26 protein-coding genes and 1 tRNA gene are annotated in these 21,544 nt (G+C 66.5%); 3 read left to right on the forward strand and 24 right to left on the reverse strand.

Annotated features, from left to right (window positions below):
* Positions 1 to 74: 74 nt before the first annotated feature.
* Positions 75 to 737, forward strand: coding sequence for an FkbM family methyltransferase (locus IFE19_RS10130; protein WP_207821963.1), 663 nt, complete (start codon positions 75 to 77; stop codon positions 735 to 737).
* Between the two features lie 70 nt (positions 738 to 807).
* Here IFE19_RS10130 and IFE19_RS10135 read toward each other — a convergent pair.
* From IFE19_RS10135 to IFE19_RS10165, 7 genes are all read right to left on the reverse strand, one after another.
* A tRNA-Pro gene (locus IFE19_RS10135) sits at positions 808 to 884 on the reverse strand.
* Between the two features lie 71 nt (positions 885 to 955).
* Positions 956 to 1,372, reverse strand: coding sequence for a MerR family transcriptional regulator (locus IFE19_RS10140; RefSeq protein WP_207821965.1), 417 nt, complete (start codon positions 1,370 to 1,372; stop codon positions 956 to 958).
* 6 nt (positions 1,373 to 1,378) lie between these two features.
* Positions 1,379 to 1,687: an integration host factor subunit alpha gene (locus IFE19_RS10145; RefSeq protein WP_207821967.1), complete on the reverse strand. Its 309-nt coding sequence runs from the start codon at positions 1,685 to 1,687 to the stop codon at positions 1,379 to 1,381.
* Between the two features lie 71 nt (positions 1,688 to 1,758).
* Positions 1,759 to 2,736, reverse strand: a complete 978-nt coding sequence (locus IFE19_RS10150) for a beta-ketoacyl-ACP synthase III (RefSeq protein WP_207821970.1) — start codon at positions 2,734 to 2,736, stop codon at positions 1,759 to 1,761.
* A complete protein-coding gene (gene plsX / locus IFE19_RS10155) occupies positions 2,733 to 3,773 on the reverse strand; it encodes a phosphate acyltransferase PlsX (RefSeq protein WP_213086734.1) in 1,041 nt (346 codons plus the stop codon). The genes IFE19_RS10150 and plsX overlap by 4 nt, the downstream gene beginning before the upstream one ends.
* Positions 3,774 to 3,902: 129 nt before the next feature.
* Positions 3,903 to 4,439, reverse strand: a complete 537-nt coding sequence (locus IFE19_RS10160; protein ID WP_207821973.1) for a YceD family protein — start codon at positions 4,437 to 4,439, stop codon at positions 3,903 to 3,905.
* Entirely contained in the window at positions 4,436 to 4,963 is a 528-nt protein-coding gene (locus IFE19_RS10165) for a ubiquinol-cytochrome C chaperone family protein (RefSeq protein ID WP_207821975.1), read from the reverse strand. Before IFE19_RS10165 ends, IFE19_RS10160 begins: the two co-directional genes overlap by 4 nt.
* A gap of 87 nt (positions 4,964 to 5,050) precedes the next feature.
* Here IFE19_RS10165 and bamE point away from each other — a divergent pair, with 87 nt between their 5' ends.
* A complete protein-coding gene (bamE, locus tag IFE19_RS10170; RefSeq protein WP_207821977.1) occupies positions 5,051 to 5,530 on the forward strand; it encodes an outer membrane protein assembly factor BamE domain-containing protein in 480 nt (159 codons plus the stop codon).
* Between the two features lie 55 nt (positions 5,531 to 5,585).
* On the opposite strand, the gene IFE19_RS10175 is transcribed toward bamE, so the two are convergent.
* The 12 genes from IFE19_RS10175 to hemA form a co-directional block, all read right to left on the reverse strand.
* The gene (locus IFE19_RS10175) at positions 5,586 to 7,736 is read right to left on the reverse strand and encodes a sodium-translocating pyrophosphatase (protein ID WP_207821979.1); all 2,151 of its coding nucleotides are present in this window, start codon (positions 7,734 to 7,736) and stop codon (positions 5,586 to 5,588) included.
* A gap of 181 nt (positions 7,737 to 7,917) precedes the next feature.
* The gene (locus tag IFE19_RS10180; RefSeq protein WP_207821981.1) at positions 7,918 to 8,343 is read right to left on the reverse strand and encodes a hypothetical protein; all 426 of its coding nucleotides are present in this window, start codon (positions 8,341 to 8,343) and stop codon (positions 7,918 to 7,920) included.
* A gap of 38 nt (positions 8,344 to 8,381) precedes the next feature.
* Complete coding sequence (gene thiL, locus IFE19_RS10185; protein ID WP_207821983.1) at positions 8,382 to 9,371, reverse strand: thiamine-phosphate kinase; 990 nt, start codon at positions 9,369 to 9,371, stop codon at positions 8,382 to 8,384.
* Complete coding sequence (nusB, locus tag IFE19_RS10190; RefSeq protein WP_207827549.1) at positions 9,358 to 9,852, reverse strand: transcription antitermination factor NusB; 495 nt, start codon at positions 9,850 to 9,852, stop codon at positions 9,358 to 9,360. The genes thiL and nusB overlap by 14 nt, the downstream gene beginning before the upstream one ends.
* Before the next feature lie 41 nt (positions 9,853 to 9,893).
* On the reverse strand, positions 9,894 to 10,358 hold the full coding sequence (gene ribH, locus IFE19_RS10195) for a 6,7-dimethyl-8-ribityllumazine synthase (protein WP_404822167.1): 465 nt from the start codon (positions 10,356 to 10,358) through the stop codon (positions 9,894 to 9,896).
* Positions 10,352 to 11,488: a 3,4-dihydroxy-2-butanone-4-phosphate synthase gene (gene ribB / locus IFE19_RS10200; protein ID WP_207821985.1), complete on the reverse strand. Its 1,137-nt coding sequence runs from the start codon at positions 11,486 to 11,488 to the stop codon at positions 10,352 to 10,354. Before ribB ends, ribH begins: the two co-directional genes overlap by 7 nt.
* Complete coding sequence (locus tag IFE19_RS10205) at positions 11,485 to 12,075, reverse strand: riboflavin synthase (protein ID WP_207821987.1); 591 nt, start codon at positions 12,073 to 12,075, stop codon at positions 11,485 to 11,487. The genes ribB and IFE19_RS10205 overlap by 4 nt, the downstream gene beginning before the upstream one ends.
* A gap of 75 nt (positions 12,076 to 12,150) precedes the next feature.
* The gene (locus IFE19_RS10210) at positions 12,151 to 12,777 is read right to left on the reverse strand and encodes a RibD family protein (protein WP_207821989.1); all 627 of its coding nucleotides are present in this window, start codon (positions 12,775 to 12,777) and stop codon (positions 12,151 to 12,153) included.
* Positions 12,777 to 13,250 (reverse strand): transcriptional regulator NrdR, encoded by a 474-nt coding sequence (gene nrdR, locus IFE19_RS10215; protein ID WP_207821992.1) that lies wholly within the window; start codon positions 13,248 to 13,250, stop codon positions 12,777 to 12,779. The genes IFE19_RS10210 and nrdR overlap by 1 nt, the downstream gene beginning before the upstream one ends.
* Before the next feature lie 12 nt (positions 13,251 to 13,262).
* Positions 13,263 to 14,546, reverse strand: a complete 1,284-nt coding sequence (gene glyA / locus IFE19_RS10220; RefSeq protein ID WP_207821994.1) for a serine hydroxymethyltransferase — start codon at positions 14,544 to 14,546, stop codon at positions 13,263 to 13,265.
* A 79-nt stretch (positions 14,547 to 14,625) separates the two neighbouring features.
* Positions 14,626 to 14,811 carry a DUF6898 family protein gene (locus tag IFE19_RS10225; RefSeq protein WP_207821997.1) on the reverse strand — a complete coding sequence of 62 codons (186 nt, stop codon included), beginning with the start codon at positions 14,809 to 14,811 and terminating at the stop codon, positions 14,626 to 14,628.
* Positions 14,808 to 16,034 (reverse strand): 5-aminolevulinate synthase, encoded by a 1,227-nt coding sequence (gene hemA / locus IFE19_RS10230; protein WP_225910237.1) that lies wholly within the window; start codon positions 16,032 to 16,034, stop codon positions 14,808 to 14,810. Before hemA ends, IFE19_RS10225 begins: the two co-directional genes overlap by 4 nt.
* Positions 16,035 to 16,214: 180 nt before the next feature.
* On the opposite strand from hemA, the gene IFE19_RS10235 reads away from it, so the two are divergent.
* Complete coding sequence (locus IFE19_RS10235; protein ID WP_207822001.1) at positions 16,215 to 17,303, forward strand: agmatine deiminase family protein; 1,089 nt, start codon at positions 16,215 to 16,217, stop codon at positions 17,301 to 17,303.
* On the opposite strand, the gene IFE19_RS10240 is transcribed toward IFE19_RS10235, so the two are convergent.
* From IFE19_RS10240 to gor, 5 genes are all read right to left on the reverse strand, one after another.
* A complete protein-coding gene (locus IFE19_RS10240; protein WP_207822003.1) occupies positions 17,300 to 17,602 on the reverse strand; it encodes a hypothetical protein in 303 nt (100 codons plus the stop codon). The two genes, IFE19_RS10235 and IFE19_RS10240, sit on opposite strands and share 4 nt — an antisense overlap.
* On the reverse strand, positions 17,599 to 18,498 hold the full coding sequence (gene mmsB / locus IFE19_RS10245; protein WP_207822005.1) for a 3-hydroxyisobutyrate dehydrogenase: 900 nt from the start codon (positions 18,496 to 18,498) through the stop codon (positions 17,599 to 17,601). The genes IFE19_RS10240 and mmsB overlap by 4 nt, the downstream gene beginning before the upstream one ends.
* Positions 18,499 to 18,580: 82 nt before the next feature.
* Positions 18,581 to 19,261 (reverse strand): methyltransferase, encoded by a 681-nt coding sequence (locus IFE19_RS10250; RefSeq protein WP_225910238.1) that lies wholly within the window; start codon positions 19,259 to 19,261, stop codon positions 18,581 to 18,583.
* A 28-nt stretch (positions 19,262 to 19,289) separates the two neighbouring features.
* Entirely contained in the window at positions 19,290 to 20,036 is a 747-nt protein-coding gene (locus IFE19_RS10255; protein ID WP_207822007.1) for a class I SAM-dependent methyltransferase, read from the reverse strand.
* A 75-nt stretch (positions 20,037 to 20,111) separates the two neighbouring features.
* Positions 20,112 to 21,494: a glutathione-disulfide reductase gene (gene gor / locus IFE19_RS10260; RefSeq protein ID WP_207822009.1), complete on the reverse strand. Its 1,383-nt coding sequence runs from the start codon at positions 21,492 to 21,494 to the stop codon at positions 20,112 to 20,114.
* Positions 21,495 to 21,544: the final 50 nt, after the last annotated feature.

Here is a 21,544-nt window from a genome sequence, read left to right on the forward strand (position 1 = left end):
GTGCGGTTTTCTGGCCCATGGCCACACGACGGATAGCCCTCTAGTGTCTCCAGTTCACGAACAAGGAGGGGGCATTGTTCAAACACGAAGACTTCTGGCTGCCGGACGGCGAACAGCACTGGCTGATGCCTGATCTCGCAGACTATCAGTCCCCGGGGCGCCAGGCTGCCTTCAACTATGTCCGGGACTGGGGCCGCGCACTCGACATAGGCGGCAACATCGGCATTTTCGCCCGCGCGTTCGCGGCACGGTTTGACGAAGTCGTCAGTTTCGAGCCGATCCCCGGCATTCGCGAATGCCTGGTGCGAAATGTCCCGTCAAACGTCGTGGTGCAGCCCTTCGCCCTCGCGGACCAGCCTGGCGAACTCATCATGCATCAATTGGTCAAGGGCTCTGGCGGCTCCTTCATCGCCAACCATCCCGGCGTTGCTACGCCGACCCGTGAAATGCCCACTGGAAACCGCGCGGTGCCGGTCGAGGTTCGCACCGTGGATAGCTTCGAGTTCGACCGCGTGAACCTGATGAAGCTGGACATTCAGGGCGCCGAATATCTGGCGCTTCGCGGAGCAGAAGACACGATCCGTCGCTGCCGCCCGGTTATTCTGATCGAGGAAAAGCCACGCGCCGGAGACGAACTGGACGCAGAAAACGCCCGCAAGGCGGCAGCCTTTCTTATCTCACTGGGTATGACCCCCAAGGAGAAGCCCGGCGGAGACCGTGTCTATATCTTCGAATAGCAGACAGCAAAACGGGCGGTCCGCAGAAAGCGAAACCGCCCGTTTAAAACCATGAACCCAAAGGGTTGAATGGTCGGAGCGACAGGATTCGAACCTGCGACCCCTTGACCCCCAGTCAAGTGCGCTACCAGGCTGCGCCACGCTCCGAAGGCGCTCCGTATAGACGGCGATTCCGCAGTCCGCAAACGCTAAAACGCTCTTTGAACAACAAGTTCGCCTCAGCGGCGCAGAACGGCGTCCAGACGCGCCTTCGCCGACTCCAGGTCGGCCAGAACAGCGCCCAGCCGGGCGGCTTCAAACGGGGCAGCGACGGCGGAAGCAACGGGTTCGCGCTCCACGTCGGCGTCGATCTCCAGCACGGTCGTCGGATCGCCATAGGCGGCCAGACGGGCCAGGCCCTGCTCCTTGTGCAGGCGCTGGACACCGCGAATCGTCAGCCCCTCGTCATGCAGCAGCCGCCGCACGCCCTTCAGGACCGCCACGTCCTCCGGGCGATAGAAACGGCGACCGCCGGCGCGTTTGACCGGGGCGATGAAGTCGAACTTCGTCTCCCAGAAACGCAGGACGTGCTGCGGCGCGCCGACTTCGTCAGCAGCCTCGGAGATGGTGCGAAAGGCGTTCGGGCTTTTGGCCACGTCAGACTAGTCCTCGACGACCGCGTCGTGGACCCGGCTCTTCATGATCTGCGAGGCACGGAAGCTGATGACCCGACGCGGGTTGATCGCCGCCGGTTCGCCGGTCTTCGGATTGCGCCCCATCCGGGCGCGCTTTTCACGCACCTGAAAGACGCCGAAGCCCGACAGCTTCACCGTCTCGCCGCGCTCCAGCGATTCGACCACCAGTTCGAGCGTACGCTCGACCAGACCGGAGCATTCCTGACGGGAAAGCCCCACCTCGTCATGCACCGCCTCGCACAAATCCGCCCGGGTCAGGGTATCTTGTCCCGTCACTGCGTCTCTCCGCTGTCAATCCGCACGCATAGAAGGGCAAAGTGGCCCCGAATCAAAGCCCTGAATGCAAATCAGAGACGGAAGGCGCACGCCCCCCAGGTCAGACCGCCGCCCATGGCCTCGATCACCACCAGGTCCCCGCGCTTGATGCGCCCGTCCTTCATGGCCGTATCCATGGCCAGAGGAATGGACGCCGCCGAGGTGTTGGCGTGCAGAGCCACGGTCGAGACAACCTTGTTTTCGTCCAGCCCCAGGCGCTCGCCGACCCCGCGAATGATGCGCTGGTTGGCCTGGTGCGGCACGAACCAGTCGATTTCGGGGATCGCAACGCCCGCCGCCTCGGTCGCGCCGACGATGGCCTCGGAAATATTCACCACGGCGTGGCGGAAGACCTGGTTGCCCAGCATCTTCAAGTGACCGACCGTGCCGGTCGTGGCCGGGCCGCCGTCGACATAAAGCATGTCGCCCTTGGAACCGTCACAGCGCAGGGCGAAGCCCAGAACGCCCTGGTCGGCCTTGGTCCCCTGCCCTTCTCGCGGTTCCAGCACAAAGGCGCCGGCGCCGTCGCCGAACAGGACACAGGTGGTCCGATCGGACCAGTCCATCAAGCGGGTCATCTCCTCTGCGCCGATGACCAGAGCGCATTTCGCCATGCCGCGCGCAACAAAGCCGTCAGCCACGCTCATGGCGTAGACGAAGCCCGAGCAGACGGCCTGAACGTCGAAGGCGATGCCGACCGGCGCGCCCAGCTTGCGCTGCACGATGGCGGCGGTGGCGGGGAAGGTCTGGTCCGGGGTCGTCGTGGCGACAATGATCAGATCGACGTCAGCCGCCGTCTTGCCGGCGTCGGTCAGGGCGCGGCGCGCGGCCTCGACGGCCAGATCACTGGTCGGTTCGTCATCACGGGCCTGGTGGCGCTGACGGATGCCGGTGCGCTCGACGATCCACTCGTCCGAGGTGTCGACGAACTTGGCCAGGTCAGCGTTGGTGACGACCTTTTCCGGCAGGAAGGAGCCGACGCCGGTCACGGCGCTGCGGATGACGCTCACTGTTGGGTCTCCCCGAGTGTTTCGGCCACGGGCGCGGGCTGTTCCAGGGCGGCGAGCCGTCCCAGGTTGGCCCCGACCTTGGCCATGTAGTCGCTGCGCGCCAGATCGACGGCGATGCGGATGGCGTTTCCATAACCCTGGGGCGTGGCGCCGCCGTGGCTCTTCACGACGATTCCGTTCAGCCCCAGCAGAGGCCCGCCGTTGATGGCGTTGGGGTCGATCCTGGCGGCCATGCGCTTCAGCGCCGGCATGGCGATCAGGGCGCCCAGCTTGGCGATCGGGCCCGAGGTCAGAGCTTCTTTCAACAGCCCCGAAATAAACCGCGCCGTGCCCTCGGCGGTCTTCAGGGCGATATTGCCGGTGAAGCCGTCGGTGACAATCACGTCCACTGTGCCCTTGGCGATGTCGTCGCCCTCGACGAAGCCGTGATAGTTCAGCGGAATGCCGCCTTCGCGCAGGATGGCGTGGGCCTCGCGCACCTCGTCATGGCCCTTCATGTCCTCGGAGCCGACGTTCAGCAGGCCGACGGTGGGCTTGGCCACGCCGTGGACCGCCGCCTGAAAGGCCTCGCCCATGATGGCGAACTCGATCAGTTGCTTGGCGTCGCTGCCGATATTGGCGCCCACATCCAGAACTGCAGTGTAACCGCGCGTTGTCGGCCAGCTGGCGACGATGGCCGGGCGCTCCAGTCCCGGCGCCGCCATGCGCAGGATCAGCTTGGAAATGGCCATCAGGGCGCCGGTATTGCCGGCCGACACCGCCGCCGCCGCTTCGCCCGTCTTCACCGCCTCGATGGCGTTCCACAGGCTGGAGCCCTTGCCCCGGCGCATGGCCTGGGCCGGCTTTTCGTCCATGGCCACGACCTTGTCCGTGTGGCGCACGTCGCAGACGGCGTCGGTCAGACCGCAGCGCGTCATCTCGGCGCGAATCGCAGCCTCGTCGCCGTGCAGCACGAAACGCAGACCCTCGCCGTCATGCCGCAAGAGATAGTCCTTCACGCCGCCGACCACGACCGAGGGACCGTGGTCTCCCCCCATGGCGTCAAGCGAGATCAGTGTTGGGGATGCCAAGTGGAAATGGACTCCGTCGCCGTCTTGTCGCGGCTTCATATAGGGATGCAGGACGCAAATGTCGCACCCATGGGATGCAACCAGCCCGACGTCAGGTCAACCTTCGTCGGCGCCGTCCTTGGGACGCAGGGTCTTCAGCACTGCGAAAGGCGAGATTTCGCCAGGTTCCTTGGGCTGCTCGAACACGGCGCCCGGCTTGCGCGGGAACGGGTCCAGGCTCAGCGCCAGCTGTTCGACGGCGTACTGACCCAGATCCAGGCGACCGTCTTCGATCTGATCTGGCGAATCGTCGTCCAGTTCCAGGTCGATTTCACCTTCGTCTTCCTCGCCCTCGCGCTCGGTCGCTTCGACCATCTGCACCGAGAACCTGCGATCAACATGGACCGGCAGCGGCTCCAGCGTCAGACCACAGGTCTGGACCGCATCGGCGATGACACGTCCCTCCATCCGCCAACCCGAAACCGTAGGCATCAGGTTGATGTCGGCTTCGAAGGCGTCGAGCGACTGCAGGTCCAGGGCTCGGGCGATACGCTTGCGTGCGTCGGCGTCCGGCGTCAGGCGGCGCTCCAGGCCCGCACCGATCTGATGCAGGCGCAGCGGCTCGCTGAAGGGCAAGGTAGGCAGGTCGGTCATGCGGCGATCTCCGCCCAGGCCGGAGCCCTGGACACGGCTTCAAATGATTGTTGCGCGAGGTTCTGACGCGCGGCCACAGCGTAACGCGCCAGCGCCAGTCCGGTCGCTGCGTCAGCGCTCTCATAGACATTCTTGGCCAAGGCGGCGGCCAGGGCGTCCACATCCTCGGCGCGCAGCGGGCCTTCATAGGCGCTCATGCGACCATACAGGGACTCGCCCAGCTTGCGCATCTTCTTGCCGACCGAAACATCGCCTACGCCCAGTTCACGCAGGGTGTGGTCCAGCGATGAGATGTAGACGTCGAACAGCTTCTGGGCCGCGACCTCGCCGCGCTCGCCGTCCTGCTTGAGTCGCAGGAACAGAATCAGCACGTGCAAGGTGTAGAGCTCGAACCGCGCGTCGATCCGATCAGCCACGCCCAGCGACGTATAAAAGGCCGGTTGGCGAGCCTGTTCGACCGCAAGGGCATACAGGGCGTCACCCTGGCGTTCATCGGGCCGTTGTCGGAAGAGATTTCTTAGCATGATCAGCAGCCCCTTTTTCGCCGCGCCGTTGCACTAGGACGCAGCGCCGGTTAGGTCAAAGACCTTGTTATGCTGAGGCGGACGCTGATGCCCCGAATTACACCGATCTTCGCCGCCGTTGTGCTGGCCGCCGCTGCCGGCGCCTGTGCGCCTACTGTCGCCACCCAGGGGTTCCAGGCTATCGACGCCAAACCCCAGGACGTGGTGGCGGGCACGGACACTCGCGAAACCGTTCTGGCGCGTCTGGGCTCGCCCTCGACCACCTCGACCTTCGAACCCGAGAACGTCTGGTACTACCTGACCCAGACGACCGAGCGCTACACCTACAACAAGGCGCAGGTGTCGCAACGGACCATCACCGAAATCACATTCGACAAGGCCGACGGCAAGGTCGCCGCCGTGCGCACCCTGGGTCTTGAGGATGGGCGTCAGGTCGCCATGGAGCGCCGCGAGACGCCGACTCGCGGTCGCCAGCTGTCGATCATGGAGCAGCTGCTGGGCACCGTCGGTCAGGGCCAACTGCCCCGCACCGAGGACAACGTCCCCGGTCAGCGCCGCCCGGACTAGGTTTTCTACCGAAGAAGAATCAGGCCCCGGGGAGCAATCCCCGGGGCCTTTTTCGTCAGACGATCTTCCCGCTGGCCAATACCGCCAGCAGCAGAAGCGCCACGATATTGGTGATCTTGATCATCGGGTTCACCGCCGGACCAGAAGTGTCCTTGTAGGGATCACCCACAGTGTCGCCGGTGACGGCGGCCTTGTGGGCCTCCGAACCCTTGCCGTGGACCACGCCATTCTTGTCGGTGAAGCCTTCCTCGATCAGCTTCTTGGCGTTGTCCCAGGCGCCGCCGCCCGAGGTCATCGAGATGGCCACGAACAGGCCGGTCACGATCACGCCCATCAGCATGGCTCCCAGGGCGGCGAAGGCGTTGGCCTTGTCCGGCTGAATGAACAGCACCACCAGGAACAGGACGATCGGCGACAGCACCGGCAACAGGCTGGGCACGATCATCTCGCGGATGGCCGCGCTGGTCAGGATGTCCACGGCCTTGCCGTATTCCGGCTTGGTCTGGAAGGTCATGATGCCGGGGTTCTCGCGGAACTGTCGACGGACCTCGGCCACGACGGCCTCGGCCGCGCGCCCCACCGCCGTCATCGACATGCCGCCGAACAGGAAGGGCAGCAGCCCCCCGAACAACAGGCCCACGACGACGTAGGGGTTGGACAGGTCAAACGCGACCGCACCCATCCCGTGGAAGAAGCTGCCGGGCGTCGCCTCGGCCGAGAAATGCTTCAGGTCTTCCACATAGGCGGCGAAAAGGACCAGAGCGCCCAGGCCTGCCGAACCGATGGCGTAGCCCTTGGTCACGGCCTTGGTGGTGTTGCCCACGGCGTCCAGGGCGTCGGTCGAGACGCGCACTTCCGGCGGCAGCCCCGCCATCTCGGCGATGCCGCCCGCGTTGTCGGTGACCGGACCAAAGGCGTCCAGGGCCACGATCATCCCCGCCACGCCCAGCATGGTCGTGGTGGCGATGGCGATGCCGAACAGGCCCGCCAGCTGGAAGGCCGCAACGATGCCGACGATGATGGTCAGAGCCGGAAGCGCCGTGGATTCCAGCGACACGGCCAGACCCTGGATCACGTTGGTGCCGTGCCCCGAGACCGAGGCGTTGGCCACCGACTTGACCGGACGGAAGCCCGTGCCGGTGTAGAACTCGGTGATGACCACGATGGCCGCCGTGACCAGCAGGCCGACGACACCGGCCCAGAACAGGTTCATCGGCTGGATCAGCAGCCCGCCGGATGTCTCGACCGCGCCGGGCAGCAGGGAGGTGATCACCCACCAGACCGCCCCCACAGACAGGACGCCCGTCACGATCAGCCCCTGATAGAGAGCTCCCATGATGTTGCCGCTCTTGCCCAGCCGGACGAAGAAGGAGCCGATGATCGAGGTCACGATGCAGATGCCGCAGATCGCCAGCGGCAGCAGCATCATCACTTCGACATAGGGCTGGTTGCGGAAGAAGATGGCCGCCAGGACCATGGTGGCCACGGTCGTGACCGCATAGGTCTCGAACAGGTCGGCGGCCATACCGGCGCAGTCGCCGACGTTGTCGCCCACGTTGTCGGCGATGGTGGCGGCGTTGCGGGGATCATCCTCGGGGATGCCGGCCTCAACCTTGCCTACCATGTCGCCGCCCACGTCGGCGCCCTTGGTGAAGATGCCGCCGCCCAGTCGCGCGAAGATGGAGATCAGCGAGGCGCCGAAGCCCAAAGCCACCAAGCCGTCAACGACCGTGCGGCTGGTGGGCTCGAAGCCCATGCCCTGGGTCATGAAGGCGTAGTAGCCCGACACGCCCAGAAGCGCGCCGCCCGCCACGAACATGCCGGTGATGGCCCCCGAGCGGAACGCCAGGTCCAGCCCCTTGGACAGGCTTTCAGAGGCCGCCTGGGCCGTGCGCACATTGGCCCGCACCGAGATCAGCATCCCGGCGAACCCGGCCGCGCCCGACAGCACCGCCCCGATCAGGAACCCGAGCGCAGCCCAGGGCCCGATAAGCAAAAAGGCCGCGACCAAGATCACGACCCCCACCATACCAATCGTTGTGTACTGACGCTTCAGATAGGCCGAAGCCCCTTCCTGAATCGCCGCTGCGATCTCTCGCATCCTGTCGTTACCAGTGCCGGCCTTCATCAGGGCGGCGGTCTGGACGGCGCCGTAAAGCACCCCCAGCGCGCCGGCCGCGATGACCAGCCATAGATAGTTCGTCATGGCGTTTCCAAGCCCTTGTGCAACAAGCACACGGATCCTTGGCGCGGGCGGGCTTTGCGCCTCTCACCGCCTTCCGGTCCCCCCGTGCGCCTACGGACGCAACCTCACGTCCCCCGGGAATTGCGGCTTAACAGTGGCAAATGCGACGACGTGAAGCAACAGCGGTTTCTCAAGCTGCGCTTCAGACGCCCTGCATCCCCGTGCGGCGGCGCGGGGTCTGGCTGACGACCTCGACACGGGTCACGGCGCCGCGCCCGACCAGGGTCGCAGCCGAACGGATCAGGCTGGCGCTCAGGGCTGCTGTATCCAACGCCACCCAGGTATCGGGCAAGACGAATGGCGTGCGATGCCCGGCCCGGACCAGGGCGTCACGCAGCCAGGCCTCCTTGGCCCGCACCGCCTCGACCGTGTGACCAGCCCCAAGGTGCAGCTTCAACACGATGAAGACGTAGTTCCGCACCCGCCCTTCCGTAATGATCGGCAGGCCGACCCCGGTCATGTTGACGACCGCCGCAGCCGGTGCGGCCTTCTCGCCAGCCTGCACGCCTCCAGCCGCCGCAGAGGCGGTCAGAAGGGCTCCAGCCTGGATCAGGGCGCGTCGTTGCATGAGATCACTCTGCCCTTCCCCGGTTAGGATTCCGTTGCCTAGTCGTGGGTCCAGCCGATGCGGGTCGGGGTGATTTCCTGGCCGAGGTGACGGACAAGCGTGCCCTTGCCCTCGACCACTCGGCCGATACGGGTCAGGCGCAGGTGGCGGCGTTCGGCCTCGCGACGCAGGGCGTTCTCGGCGCCAGCGGGGACGGTCAGGACGATCTCATAGTCGTCACCGCCAGTGGCCAGAAGCTCCAGCGCGCCCTGCGGGTCGACACGACTGTCCAGCCAGGCCTGGGCCGCCGCCGACAGAGGCAGGACTTCCAGATCCAGCTCGAGGCCCACGCCGCTGGCCTCGGCGATGTGGCCGGCGTCGGCCAGCAGGCCGTCGGAGACGTCGGCGCTGGCGGTGGCCAGGCCGCGCACCACGGGGGCAAACTCGACGCGGGGCATGGGGGTGCGATAGGCGGCCTCCAGCGCGTCCATGCGCTCGGGCTCCAGCGACAGGGCGCCTTGCACCGCCTGAAGCCCCAGCCAGCCGTCGCCGATCGTGCCCGTGACAAAGACCAGGTCGCCGGGCCGCGCCCCGCCCCGGCTGACGGTCGAGGACGAGGGCGCCCAGCCCATCAGGGTGGCCGAAAAGCTGGCCGGCCCCGGCGTCTTCACCGTGTCGCCGCCCAGAAGGGAAATGTCGAAGATGGCCTGATCCCGCCGCAGCCCGGCGACAAAGGCCTCGCGCTCGGGCCAGCCGCAGCGTTCGGACCAGTGGCAGGCCAGAAGATAGCCGAAGGGTTCGGCCCCCTTGGCGGCCAGGTCGGACAGGTTCACGCGCAGCAGCTTCTGCGCCACCGTGTCCAGCGGATCGTCGGGCAGAAAGTGGACGCCCTCGATGATGGCGTCCTTGGTCAGAACCAGATCATGCCCCGGACGCGAGGGCAGCACAGCCACGTCGTCGGCCAGCCCCCTCGCCCATTCCGGGTGCGCCAGCGGCTTCAGAAGCCGCTGGATGGTCTCGAATTCGCCAGCGACGTCAATCGCGGGCATCGCGCGCCACGCCGTCCAGCGCCGCGTTCACGAACTTCGCCTCCGCATCGTCGAAGAAGGCCTTGGCCAGTTCGACATATTCGTCGATCACGATTTCACGCGGCACGTCGGGCTTCGACTTCAGCTCCCAGGCGCCGCAGCGCAGCAGGGCGCGAAGCGTGGCGTCCAGACGTTCCATCCGCCAGTTGGAGGCCAGACGCGCCTTGACCGCCTCGTCGATACCGCGCTGATCCTCGACCACGCCGTGAACAATGTCCGAGAACCAGTCTTCGTCAGCCTCGGCCAGAGGCGCGCCGTCGATGTCGGCGTCAAAGCGGTGATTGCGGAATTCCTTGACGACGACTTCAACGCCCTCGCCCGCCAGTTCCATCTGATAGAGGGCCTGAACGGCGGCCAGACGGGCGACCGTGCGGGCGCGGCGCTGACGCGAGGTCAGTTGCGGTTCGGCGCGGGCTTTGTCGGCCTCGGCCAGTTGCGCCATGACTTCGGCGACGGTGGCCGGGGTGGTGTTGGTCGGCTCGGTCACGAGGCCAGTCCTCCGCGCAGGCGCTTGCGCAGCGCGATCAGGTCCAGACAGGCGCGAGCGGCGCCGCCACCCTTGTCGCCTTCGCTCATCCGGGCGCGCGCCCAGGTCTGCTCTTCGTCTTCGGTCGTCAGGATGCCATTGCCGATGGCCAGACCCTTGAGGCCCAGATGCATGATGCCGGCGGCCGACTGATCCGAGACGATCTCGAAGTGATAGGTCTCGCCGCGGATCACGCAGCCCAGGGCCACATAGCCGTCGTAACGGGGCGCCGTCGGGAAACGGCCGGCCTCCTCGGCCAGGGCGATGGCGGTCGGAACCTCAAGGGCGCCGGGCACGGTGACGACGTCGAACTGCACGCCTTGCGCGCGCAGGGCGTCCTTGGCCCCTTCCAGAAGGGCGTCGGCCAGATCGTCGTAGTAACGCGCCTCGACGATCAGGACGCGGGTGGGGTCGTTCAGGATTGGTCTTCTCCGTCCATGTCGCGCCAGCCCACGATGCGCAGGCCGTAGCCTTCAAGCGCCGTCGGATTGGGCCGCGTCGAACTCATCACGATCATGTCTTTAACGCCAAGGTCGAGCAGAATCTGGGCGCCGACGCCATAGGCTTTCAGCGAACGATCCACGGCGGTCGGTTTATCCGCCCCGCCCAGACGTTCGGCCAGGCCGTGCAGGCCCGGATCACGCAGGAAGACCACGACGCCGGGACCGTCATTGGCGGTCAGAGCCTGCATCGCCTTCGGAATATAGTCCTGACGCGCCTCGACATGGCCCAGCAGGTCGGCGGCGAAGTCGATCTGGTGCATCCGCACCACGGTCGGCTTGGTCGGGTCGATGTCACCGCGCACCAGGGCGATGTGTTCGGCGCCTTCGATGGTGTTGCGGTACAGGATCAGCTTGAACGGCCCGCCGTGGACGCTCTCAAACGGGGTCTCCAGCGTGCGCTCGACAAAGCGTTCGGTGCGGCGGCGATAGGCGATCAGGTCGGCGATGGTGCCGATCTTCAGGCCGTGCAGCTGGGCAAAGGCGATCAGGTCGGGCATCCGCGCCATCTCGCCGTCGTCCTTGATGATCTCGCAGATCACGCCCGACGGGTTCAGGCCGGCCATACGGCTGATGTCGACGGCGGCCTCGGTGTGGCCGGCGCGGACCAGAACCCCGCCGTCGCGCGCGACCAGAGGGAAGATGTGGCCCGGCGAAACGATGTCGTCCACGCCCCGCGTCGGGTCGGTCGCGACCTGAATCGTGTGGGAACGGTCGGCGGCCGAGATGCCGGTCGTCACACCTTCCCTGGCCTCGATCGAGACGGTGAAAGCTGTCTTCATGCTCTCGCGATTGTCGGCGGCCATCGGCGGCAGGCGCAGCTGACGGGCGCGGTCGCCGGTCACGGCCAGACAGACCAGGCCGCGGGCATAGCGAATCATGAAATTGATCTGGTCCGGCGTGGCGAACTGGGCCGGAATGACGATGTCGCCCTCGTTCTCGCGATCCTCGGCGTCCACCAGGATGTAGGGACGGCCGTTGCGGGCGTCCTCGAGAATGTCCTCGATCGGGCTGATCGGGCTGTCGGTATTGTGGACGGCCAGTTTCATCATGCGGTCTCCTGCCACCGCGCGAGGTAGCGCGCCAGCATGTCGATCTCCAGGTTGACCCTGTCGCCGACCTTAAGGCCGCCGAGCGTGGTCGCATCCCACGTATGCGGAATGATGTTCAAGTCGAAGCGGCGCTCTTGCACCCCATTCACCGTCAGGGAAACCCCATCGACGGTGATTGAGCCTTTCGGGGCGATAAATCGGTGCAACGGGGCCGGCGCCTCGATCACGATACGGTGCGATCCGCCTTCGGGCGTGATGGAGATGACCTCGCCCAGACCATCGACGTGACCCGAGACGATATGGCCGCCCAGTTCGTCGCCCAGCTTGGCCGCGCGCTCCAGATTGACGCGGGTGTTCTCGGCCCAGTCGCCCAGCTTGGTCTTGGACAGGGTCTCGCCCGAGACCTCGACCGCGAACCAGCCCTCGCCCTTCTCAGTCACCGTCAGGCAGCAGCCCGCGTGGCTGATGGAGGCGCCGAGGTCGATGCTCGCCGTGTCCCACACGGTCTCGATCTCATAGCGACGGTCGCGGTCGGTTTGGCGGACGCTGCGGACGCGGCCGATGTCGGTGACGATGCCGGTGAACATGAAAGCTCCGGTCCCTTCGGACCCAAAAAACAGAGTCTAATTAGTCTAATTCGTCTGAAATCGACCGAGGGGCCGTCACGCACGCGCGTAGCGTTCCCACAGGTCGTCTCCGACAGGCTCGACGCCCAGACGACGGAACTTGGGGGCGTCGGCCAGCTTTGCAAGCGCCAGAGAGGCGACGCAGGGCCTGCCCTCCCCGCCCAGCAGGATCGGGGCGCGGAACCATTCGATGGCGTCCACTGCGCCCGCCTGCAGGAAGGAGGCGGCGACCCGGCCTCCGCCCTCGATCAGCAAAGAGGCGACGCCGCGCGCGGTCAAGGCGTCCAGGACGGCGGCGATGGCGGGACGACCGTCGTCGTCAACGACGGCGATGACTTCGGCCTGACCGATGGCGTGGGGCGCAGTGGTCGTCAGGATCAGGGTGTTGCCGCTGGCGACCCTGGCCGTCGCGGGGGTGCGCAGGCGGCTATCGAGGACGACGCGAAGCGGATGCGGCCCGGCGTAGTCAGGAAGACGCACGGTCAGTTCGGGATCATCCGCCAGCATCGTCTCGACGCCGACCAGGATGGCGTCATGGGACGCGCGCAGGCGGTGGCCCTGTTGACGGGCCTCCGGTCCGGTGATCCACTGGCTTTCGCCGGACGCCGTGGCGATGCGGCCGTCCAGCGACGTGGCCAGCTTAAGCGTGACGCGCGGGCGCATCAGTCCTGGCCGGACTTGGTCTCGTCGAAGCCTTCGTCGCCCAGGAACTTGGCGAAGTCGCCCGTGTGGCGGAAGTCCTTATAGACCGAGGCGTAGCGGACGTAGGCGACCTCATCGACCGACTTCAGCGCCTTCATGATGAAGTCGCCGACGATGTGAGACGGGATCTCGGTCTCGCCCAAGCTTTCCAGCTGGCGCACGATGCGGCTGACCAGCAGCTCGACCTGATCGGGCTGCACGGGACGTTTCCTCAGGGCGATGCCCAGAGAACGCTCCAGCTTGTCGCGGTCGAAGGGGGTGCGGCGGCCGTTCCGTTTCAGGATGACCAGTTCACGCAGCTGCACCCGCTCGAAGGTGGTGAAGCGCCCGTTGCACTGCGGGCACGACCGACGGCGGCGGATGGCCGCGCCGTCATCAGACGGGCGGCTGTCCTTGACCTGGGTGTCGGCGTTTCCGCAGAAGGGGCACTTCATTCAGCAGACCTCTTAGCGGTAGATCGGGAAGCGCGCGGTCAGTTCGCGCACCTGGGCGGCGACGCCCGCGACGACGGCCGGATCAGCTTCGTCGCCGCCGTTCATCGACGAGACGACGTCGGCGATCCAGTGGCCGATCTGCTTGAACTCTTCCTCGCCGAAGCCGCGCGTGGTGCCGGCCGGGGTGCCCAGACGGACGCCCGAGGTGACGGTGAAGGGCGCGGTGTCGAACGGCACGCCGTTCTTGTTGCAGGTCATCAGGGCCTTCTCGAGCTCATGCTCGGTGGCCTTGCCGGTCACGCCCTTGGGACGCAGGTCGACCAGCATCAGGTGGCTGTCGGTGCCGCCCGAAACGATCGCCAGACCGCGCTCGATCAGGACGCCGGACAAGGCCTGGGCGTTCTTGACCACCTGTTGGGCATAGCCCTTGAACTCGGGCTTCAGCGCCTCGCCGAAGGCCACGGCCTTGGCGGCGATGACGTGCTCCAGCGGGCCGCCCTGCAGGCCGGGGAAGACGGCGGAGTTGATCTTCTTGCCCAGATCAACGTCGTTGGACAGGATCATGCCGCCGCGCGGGCCGCGCAGGGTCTTGTGCGTCGTGGTGGTGACGACGTGGGCGTGCGGGATCGGATCGGGATAGACGCCGCCGGCGATCAGACCGGCGTAGTGGGCCATGTCGACCATCAGATAGGCGCCGACCGAATCGGCGATCTCGCGGAAGCGCTTGAAGTCGATGTGACGCGAATAGGCCGAGGCGCCGGCCAGGATCAGCTTGGGCTTTTCCTTCTGGGCCATTTCGGCGACGTGGTCATAGTCGATCAGATGAGTGTCTTCGCGGACCTTGTAGGTCACCGGGCGGAACCACTTGCCCGACTGGTTGGCGGGTGAACCGTGGGTCAGGTGACCGCCGCAGGCCAGGTCCATGCCCAGGAAGGTGTCGCCGGGCTGCAGCAAGGTGAAGAAGACGGCCTGGTTGGCCTGGGCGCCCGAGTGAGGCTGGACGTTGGCGAAGGCGGCGCCGAACAGCTCCTTGGCGCGCTCGCGGGCCAGATCCTCGGTCACGTCCACGAACTCGCAGCCGCCGTAGTAGCGACGGCCCGGATAGCCCTCGGCGTACTTGTTGGTCAGGACCGAGCCCTGTGCGTCCAGCACCGCCTGCGAGACGATGTTTTCCGAAGCGATCAGCTCGATCTGCTCCTTCTGGCGGCCAAGCTCGCCCTGGATGCCCTTGAAGATCGCCGGATCAGCGTCGGCGAGGCTCTTGGAGAAGTATGCGTCGTGGGTGAAGGCGGTCACTGGCGGGCATCCCGAAGGCTGGAGCGAAAACGGCGCCCCTATCTAGGCCGCGTCGTCCCACACCACAACATCTAGGGGGTCAGCGCTGTGACAAGGCCCGCTTCAACTTGGCGATCGCCACGCGTTCGACGGCGCGCGGCTCCAGCGCCGGGCCCATGGCGGAGACCTCGACGCCGGTGGCCGTGTGGACGGCCGAGCATTTCACATAGGTCCCGTTGCGGACGAACTCGACGATGACCTCGCCGAGTTCGGGATCGATCGTCATGCGGCGACCGGACGACGCGCCACGTTGCAGTGCGAGAACAGCTTGTCCATCGCATCGACCAGCTTGTCGATCATGCCGTCGTCATGGTTCGGCGACGGGGTGAAGCGCAGGCGCTCGGTCCCCTTGGGCACGGTCGGATAGTTGATCGGCTGGACGTAGATGCCGTGCTCTTCCAGCAGCATGTCCGAGATCAGCTTGCAGTGGACCGGGTTGCCGACGTGGACCGGGACGATGTGGCTGACGCTGGGCAGGACCGGGATGCCGGCTTCCAGCAGGCGGCGCTTCAGGGTCTCGGCGCGCTCCTGATGGGCGACGCGCAGTTCCGGGTGCGCCTTCAGGTGACGCACCGAGGCCAGGGCCCCGGCGGTCAGGGCGGGCGGCAGGCTGGTGGTGAAGATGAAGCCCGAGGCCCAGCTGCGCACCGCGTCCACAATCACCGCGTCGGCGGCGATATAGCCGCCCATGACGCCGATGGCCTTGCCCAGGGTGCATTCGACGATGTCGATGCCGTCCAGCACGCCGTCACGCTCGGCCACGCCCGCGCCGGTCTCGCCATACAGGCCGACCGCATGGACTTCGTCCAGATAGGTCATGGCGCCGTACTTCTTGGCCAGGGCGATGGTGCCGGCGATGTCGGCGATGTCGCCGTCCATCGAATAGACGCTCTCGAAGGCGACCAGCTTGGGGGCGTCAACCGGCGCGGCGGCCAGCAGTTCCTCGAGGTGTTCCAGATCGTTGTGACGGAAGATGTGGCGCGGGCCGCCGCCGTGACGGATGCCCTCGATCATCGAGGCGTGGTTCAGGGCGTCCGAGAAGATGATCAGGCCCGGCAGGATCTTCTGCAGCGTCGACAGCGTCGCCTCGTTGGCCACATAGCCCGAGGTGAACAGCAGGGCCGCTTCCTTCTGGTGCCAGCTGGCCAGCTCGGCTTCCAGATCGACCGCCGAGCGCGTGGTGCCCGAGATGTTGCGCGTGCCGCCGGCGCCCGCGCCCACGGCCTCGATCTCCGCCGTCATGGCCTCCAGAACCACCGGATGCTGGCCCATGCCAAGATAGTCGTTGGAGCACCAGACCACGACGCCCTGTTCGGAACCGTCTTCACGACGGCGCACCGCCTGCGGGAACTGACCGCGCACACGCTTCAGGTCGGCGAAGACGCGATAGCGACCCTCGTTGCGGACCTGCTCGACCGAGTTTTGAAAGGCGGACTTATAGTCGAACAAGACGGCAGTTCTTTCGCTTATACAGCTTTCTCCGCCTAATTGCGCTCGCCGACCAGCCTTGTCCATGTTCTGAGCCGGACAAAACGTCCCAACCCCTTAATTGATAACGATTCTCACCTCACACGTTTCACACGCGCTTGCGACTTGACCGCCTGACAGCCCCGCCTAGGCTCCGGCGTCATGAACAGACGCCATGTGATCAAAACCGGTATCGCCGCCTTCGGGATCGGAGCCGCCGGGTGCGCCGCACCGACGCTCGCCTCCTCCGCGCGCTATGAGATGCCGATGGAGAGCGAGCGCCACACGCGGACTCTGATGCAGTGGCCGGTCAGCGTCGATGTCTATGGGTCGCGCGATCTGGCGGCCGTCCAGGCCAATATCGTCGCCATCGCCAATGCCATCAGCGAGTATGAACCCGTGGCCATGATGGCCGCGCCCGGCGCGCGCGGCTTCAATCCCGACCGATTCAGCGAAGACGTCGAGGTCTGGGACATCCCGACCGACGACCTATGGTGCCGGGACAGCGGACCGACCTTCGTCAAGGACGCCGATGGCGAGCTGGCGGTCGCCCACATCCGCTTCAATGGCTGGGGCGACAAGCAACGCCACCGAAATGACGGCCTGATCGCCGAGCGGGTTGCGCAGCGCCTGGGTCTGCCCCTGTTCGACAGCGGCGTAATCGGAGAGCAAGGCGGGCTGGAGCACGACGGCGCCGGGACCATGATGGCCCACGCCAGCTGCTGGGTGAACGACAACCGCAACCCCGACCTGACCGAGGACGAGATCGCCGAGCGCTTGGGCGCCGCCATCGGCGCGACCAAGATGATCTGGGCGCCGGGGGTGAAGGACGCCGACATCACCGACTATCACATCGACTCCCTGGCCCGCTTCACCGGACCGGGACGGGTGCTGATCCAGATCGACGACGAACTGGACCCAGATGACCCCTGGTCGGTCGCCGCCCATGAAACCCTGAGCATCCTGCAACAGGCGACGGATGCGCGCGGGCGTCCGCTGGACATCACGCGCCTGCCTGAACCGATCGACATTCGCGGGACGGGGGACGACTTCGTCTCCAGCTACGTCAACTACTACGTCTGCAACGGAGCGGTGATCGCGCCGCAGTTCGGCGACCGCCGCGCCGACGCCGAGGCGCGCGAGATCCTGGCCGCCCTCTATCCGGGCCGCGAAGTGGTGCAGTTGAACATCGACGCCCTGGGCGCGTCCGGCGGCGGCATCCACTGCGCGACGCAGCAGCAGCCAGCCTAGATGATCAGGGCGGCCACCAGACCGGCCAGCCCCACCACCATCGAAGTGATGTAGAACCGGAAGGTCGTCTGATAGCGGCGACCGACGCCGTCGCGCACCCGATTGTCGAGCAAGCGGGCCAGGGTGATGACCATCAAGGAGATGCTGACCAGGATGGTGGCGGCGACCAGCCAGTCCACCGCGTCCTGAAGCACCCGCCCCTCCTCCTCGCTAACCGCCCAGTTGGCCATGAAGGCCAGCAGAAAGCCCATGATGATCCCGGCGATGTCCTCGTGGTAGAGGGGCGGTTCTTCGGTCATTGGGCCAGGGTATCCAGCCGTCCGCGCAGCATCTGCACCATGGCCGAGAAGTCCTTGCCGCCGTAGCCCAGGCCGTTGAACAGGGCGTAAAGGGCCTCGGCCTGGGCGCCGAGCGGGGTCGTGGCGCCCGCCTTGGCGGCGGCGTCCTGGGCCAGCTTCAAGTCTTTCAGCATCATGGCGGTGGCGAAGCCGCCCTCGTATTCGCGGTTCGACGGAGCGGTCGGGACCGGACCGGCCCAGGGGTAGTAGTTGCTGACGCTCCAGCACTGGCCCGAGGACTTGGATGCGATCTCGAAGAAGCGTTCCGGCTCCAGACCCAGCTTCTCGGCCAGGGCGATGGCCTCGCAGGTGCCGACCATGGAGATGCCCAGCAGCATGTTATTGCAGATCTTGGCCGCCTGACCCGCACCGTGGTCGCCGGCGCGAATGGTGATGCGGCTCATGGGGTCCAGCGCCGGTTCGACGCGGGCGAAGTCGACCTCGTCGCAGCCGACCATGAAGGCCAGGGTCCCGGCGTCGGCGGCGGCCGTGCCGCCCGAGACGGGGGCGTCGGCGAAGGCGTAGCCTGCCTCCTTGGCAAGGCCCGCGACCTTACGCGCCGTCTCCACGTCGATGGTCGAGCAATCCAGCAGCAGGGCGCTGGACGGAGCCGCGCCAATGATCTGTTCGGAATAGACGCTGAGGACGTGCGGACCGGCGGGCAGCATGGTGATGACGATCTCGGCGTCCTTCACGGCCTCGGCGACCGAGGCGACGGTGCGACAGCCGGCCTCGGCGGCGCGCTCCAGCGCGGCGGGCGACAGGTCGAAGGCGGCGACGTCATGCCCGGCCTTGGCCTGATTGGCGGCCATGCCGCCGCCCATATTGCCGAGACCGATGAAGGCGATGCGAGTCATCTGAGCGTTTCCCTTATGGATTTTGGGGCAGGGTTAGCCCCTCCCCGCGCGCTTCGCCAGTCACCTGTTCGACAGTTTCGGCTCAGGCCGGTTTTCTGAACCGCAGCATGAACTGGCTGGTCTTGCCGCGAATGGAGGGGTCGAAGACATTGGCCGTGCGCGGGTCGTCGGCGTGGGCCAGAAGGTCGCTGGAGCCGTCCATAACAAAGCCCGCCGCCTCGACCTCGCGCCTGACCTGATCCGCCTCGATGCGGTGCAGGCTGTCGGGCGCCTCCGTTCCCGCCCCTGCCGCCGCGTCATGGTCGATGATGACATAGAGGCCGCCGGGCTTCAGCGCCCGATAAGCCGCCGCATTGACCCGCGCCGCGGTGTCCGCCGCGAAGGGCTTGAGGTGCAGGTCGTGGTAATTCTGGGCGGTGAAGATCAGATCCAGATCTTCCGGCCATTCCGGCGCGCCGATGGGTGAACTGATGGCGTCGGCGTTATCCAGCGCGGCGGCGGCGGCGGGTCCGACAGCGGCCGAGAACAGGCGGGTGAAGTAGCCGCCGCCGATGATCATGTCGCCGATCTTCTGGCCCGGCTTCACCTCAGAGAAGGCCAGAGTGTCGGCGGCGTGGCGGGCCGCATCACGGGCCCGGTCCTCGGTCGTGCGGATGGGGCTGGCCAGGGCGGCTTCGTAGGCGCCGGGCGCCGTCTGGGCCGAGACGACCGGCGCGGTCGCCGCCAGAGCGGCGGCGATGAGGACAGAAAGGAAGGGACGCACGGCAACTCCTCCTGTGATTTCAGCCGGTTCAGCCCGGCTTGCGGAAGCGATAGACGAACTGGTCGGTCTTGCCGCGAATGGCCTCGTCGAAGACGTTCAGCGTGTGATTGTCGGCCGGGTTCGCGACCGCCGGGGTCTCGCCGTCGAAGACGAAGCCGGCGGCCTCGACCTCGCGGCGCAGCTGGGCGCCCTCGATGCGGTGCAGGGTTTCGACGACGGTGTTCCCGGCGCCGGGCGCAGCCTGGTGATCGATGACCACGAACAGGCCGCCGGGCTTGAGCGCCTTGAAGATGTCGGCGTTCATCTTGGTCACATCCACGCCGAAACGGGGGATGTGGAAGTCGTGATATTCCTGGCTCATGAAGACCACGTCCAGCGGCTGGTCGAAGCTCATGGCGTCCAGGTCGCCGTTGACGCGGCTGACGTTGGGATAGGCGGCGACCAGGGCGTCAGCGCGCGGGTTTTCGCGCTCGGCGGTCTTGTTCGGCACGAAGGCGTAGACGTGGCCGCCCTCGCCCACCACGCGGGAGAACAGGCGGGTGAAGTAGCCCGCGCCGGGGCGGATGTCGGCGACGCGCTGGCCAGGCTGGAGTTGGGCGAAGGCGAGGATTTCGGCCGGATGACGCAGGGGGTCGCGCGCGACCTCGTCCGCGGGGCGCAAGGCGTCCGCGACGGCGCTCTGATAGGCGGCGGGCTGTGCGGTCTGAGCCAGAACCGGCGATGCGGCGGCGACCATCAGGGCGGACAGGGCGGCGGCGAGCAGACGGGACTTCATGGGGAACCTCCGAAACAGCTGGCCGCATAAGGCGCGTGCGAGAGGCGACTGGCAAGCCGCCTCTCGCCATGAAGATCAGCCCGCCATCATCGACGGGGACTGCTTCTCCTTCAGCGTGACCAGTTCCTCGGCCATGGTCGGGTGGACGGCGCAGGTGGCGTCCCACTGGGCCTTGGTCAGCCCGGCCTTCACGGCGATGGCGGCCAGCTGGATCATCTCCGGGCTTTCCGGGCCGACGATGTGGCAGCCGACGACGCGCTGGCTGTCGGCGTCGACCACCAGCTTCATCAGCACCCGCTCCTCCGAGCCCGTGAAGGCGTATTTCATCGGGCGGAAGCGGGTCACATAGACATCAACCTCGCCCGGACAGGCGCGGCGGGCCTCGGCCTCGGTCAAGCCCACGACGCCGACCGGCGGCTGGCTGAAGACGGCGGTGGCGACGGCTTCATAATCGAAGTGCTGCGGATTGTTCTTGTAGACCGTCTCGTGGAAGGCGACGGCCTCACGGATGGCGACGGGCGTCAGGTTCATCCGGTCGGTCACGTCGCCGATGGCCCAGATGTTGTCGGCCGAGGTCTTCGAGAAGGGATCGACGGCGATGGCGCCCTCGTCATTCAGTTCGACGCCAGCGTTCTCGAGACCCAGCCCGCGCACATAGGGGACGCGGCCGGTGGCGAACATGACCACGTCGGTTTCCAGCGTCATGCCGTTGCCCAGGTGGCTGACCAGCCCGGTCTCGGTCTTCTCGATCGACGCATGCTGGCAGCCCAGGATGACCTTGATCCCGCGCTTCTCGATCTCGCCCGCCAGATGGGCGCGCACGTCGTCGTCAAAGCCGCGCAGGATGTTGGGGCCGCGATAGATCAGGGTCGTCTCGACGCCCAGACCGGCGAAGATGCCCGCGAACTCGACCGCAATATAGCCGCCGCCCGCGATCAGGATGCGCTTGGGCAGTTCCGGCAGATGGAAGGCTTCTTCAGACGTGATGGCGTGTTCGACGCCCGGCAGGTCCTCAGGCTTCCACGGACGACCGCCGGTGGCGATCAGGATCTTCTCGGCGGTGAAGGTCTGGTTCTTGCCGACGATCTCGACGGTGTGGGCGTCCTTCATCACGGCGCGGCCGTGGACCAGATCGACGCCCGCCTTGCCCAGGTTGGCGGCGTAGATGCCCGACAGGCGGGCGATCTCGACATCCTTGGCCTGCAGGAAGGTCGGCCAGTCGAACCTAGCGTTGTCGAAGGACCAGCCGTAGCCCTCGGCGATCTCCAGCGCGTGGCTGACTTCCGAGGCCATGACCATGAACTTCTTGGGCACGCAGCCGCGGATGACGCAGGTGCCGCCGACCCGATACTCCTCGGCCACGGCCACCTTCTTGCCGCCCAGAGCGGTCAGGCGCGCCGCGCGCACCCCGCCGGAGCCGGCGCCGATGACGAAGAGGTCGTAGTCGTACTGGGTCATCGGGGTCTCCGGGAATGGACTCAAAAAACAGAGTCCAATTCGTCTGAATC

It is taken from the genome of Brevundimonas pondensis, from assembly GCF_017487345.1.
Classification (GTDB): domain Bacteria; phylum Pseudomonadota; class Alphaproteobacteria; order Caulobacterales; family Caulobacteraceae; genus Brevundimonas; species Brevundimonas pondensis.

Excerpts from the sequence above, each read along its gene's own strand:
- plsX (WP_213086734.1), bottom strand. The coding sequence starts at position 3,773 with ATGGGGGGAGACCACGGTCCCTCGGTCGTGGTCGGCGGCGTGAAGGAC.
- IFE19_RS10160 (WP_207821973.1), bottom strand. The coding sequence starts at position 4,439 with ATGACCGACCTGCCTACCTTGCCCTTCAGCGAGCCGCTGCGCCTGCAT.
- IFE19_RS10165 (WP_207821975.1), bottom strand. The coding sequence starts at position 4,963 with ATGCTAAGAAATCTCTTCCGACAACGGCCCGATGAACGCCAGGGTGAC.
- bamE (WP_207821977.1), top strand. The coding sequence starts at position 5,051 with ATGCCCCGAATTACACCGATCTTCGCCGCCGTTGTGCTGGCCGCCGCT.
- IFE19_RS10175 (WP_207821979.1), bottom strand. The coding sequence starts at position 7,736 with ATGACGAACTATCTATGGCTGGTCATCGCGGCCGGCGCGCTGGGGGTG.
- IFE19_RS10180 (WP_207821981.1), bottom strand. The coding sequence starts at position 8,343 with ATGCAACGACGCGCCCTGATCCAGGCTGGAGCCCTTCTGACCGCCTCT.
- thiL (WP_207821983.1), bottom strand. The coding sequence starts at position 9,371 with ATGCCCGCGATTGACGTCGCTGGCGAATTCGAGACCATCCAGCGGCTT.
- nusB (WP_207827549.1), bottom strand. The coding sequence starts at position 9,852 with ATGGCGCAACTGGCCGAGGCCGACAAAGCCCGCGCCGAACCGCAACTG.
- ribB (WP_207821985.1), bottom strand. The coding sequence starts at position 11,488 with ATGATGAAACTGGCCGTCCACAATACCGACAGCCCGATCAGCCCGATC.
- IFE19_RS10205 (WP_207821987.1), bottom strand. The coding sequence starts at position 12,075 with ATGTTCACCGGCATCGTCACCGACATCGGCCGCGTCCGCAGCGTCCGC.
- IFE19_RS10210 (WP_207821989.1), bottom strand. The coding sequence starts at position 12,777 with ATGCGCCCGCGCGTCACGCTTAAGCTGGCCACGTCGCTGGACGGCCGC.
- nrdR (WP_207821992.1), bottom strand. The coding sequence starts at position 13,250 with ATGAAGTGCCCCTTCTGCGGAAACGCCGACACCCAGGTCAAGGACAGC.
- IFE19_RS10225 (WP_207821997.1), bottom strand. The coding sequence starts at position 14,811 with ATGACGATCGATCCCGAACTCGGCGAGGTCATCGTCGAGTTCGTCCGC.
- IFE19_RS10235 (WP_207822001.1), top strand. The coding sequence starts at position 16,215 with ATGAACAGACGCCATGTGATCAAAACCGGTATCGCCGCCTTCGGGATC.
- IFE19_RS10240 (WP_207822003.1), bottom strand. The coding sequence starts at position 17,602 with ATGACCGAAGAACCGCCCCTCTACCACGAGGACATCGCCGGGATCATC.
- mmsB (WP_207822005.1), bottom strand. The coding sequence starts at position 18,498 with ATGACTCGCATCGCCTTCATCGGTCTCGGCAATATGGGCGGCGGCATG.
- IFE19_RS10255 (WP_207822007.1), bottom strand. The coding sequence starts at position 20,036 with ATGAAGTCCCGTCTGCTCGCCGCCGCCCTGTCCGCCCTGATGGTCGCC.
- gor (WP_207822009.1), bottom strand. The coding sequence starts at position 21,494 with ATGACCCAGTACGACTACGACCTCTTCGTCATCGGCGCCGGCTCCGGC.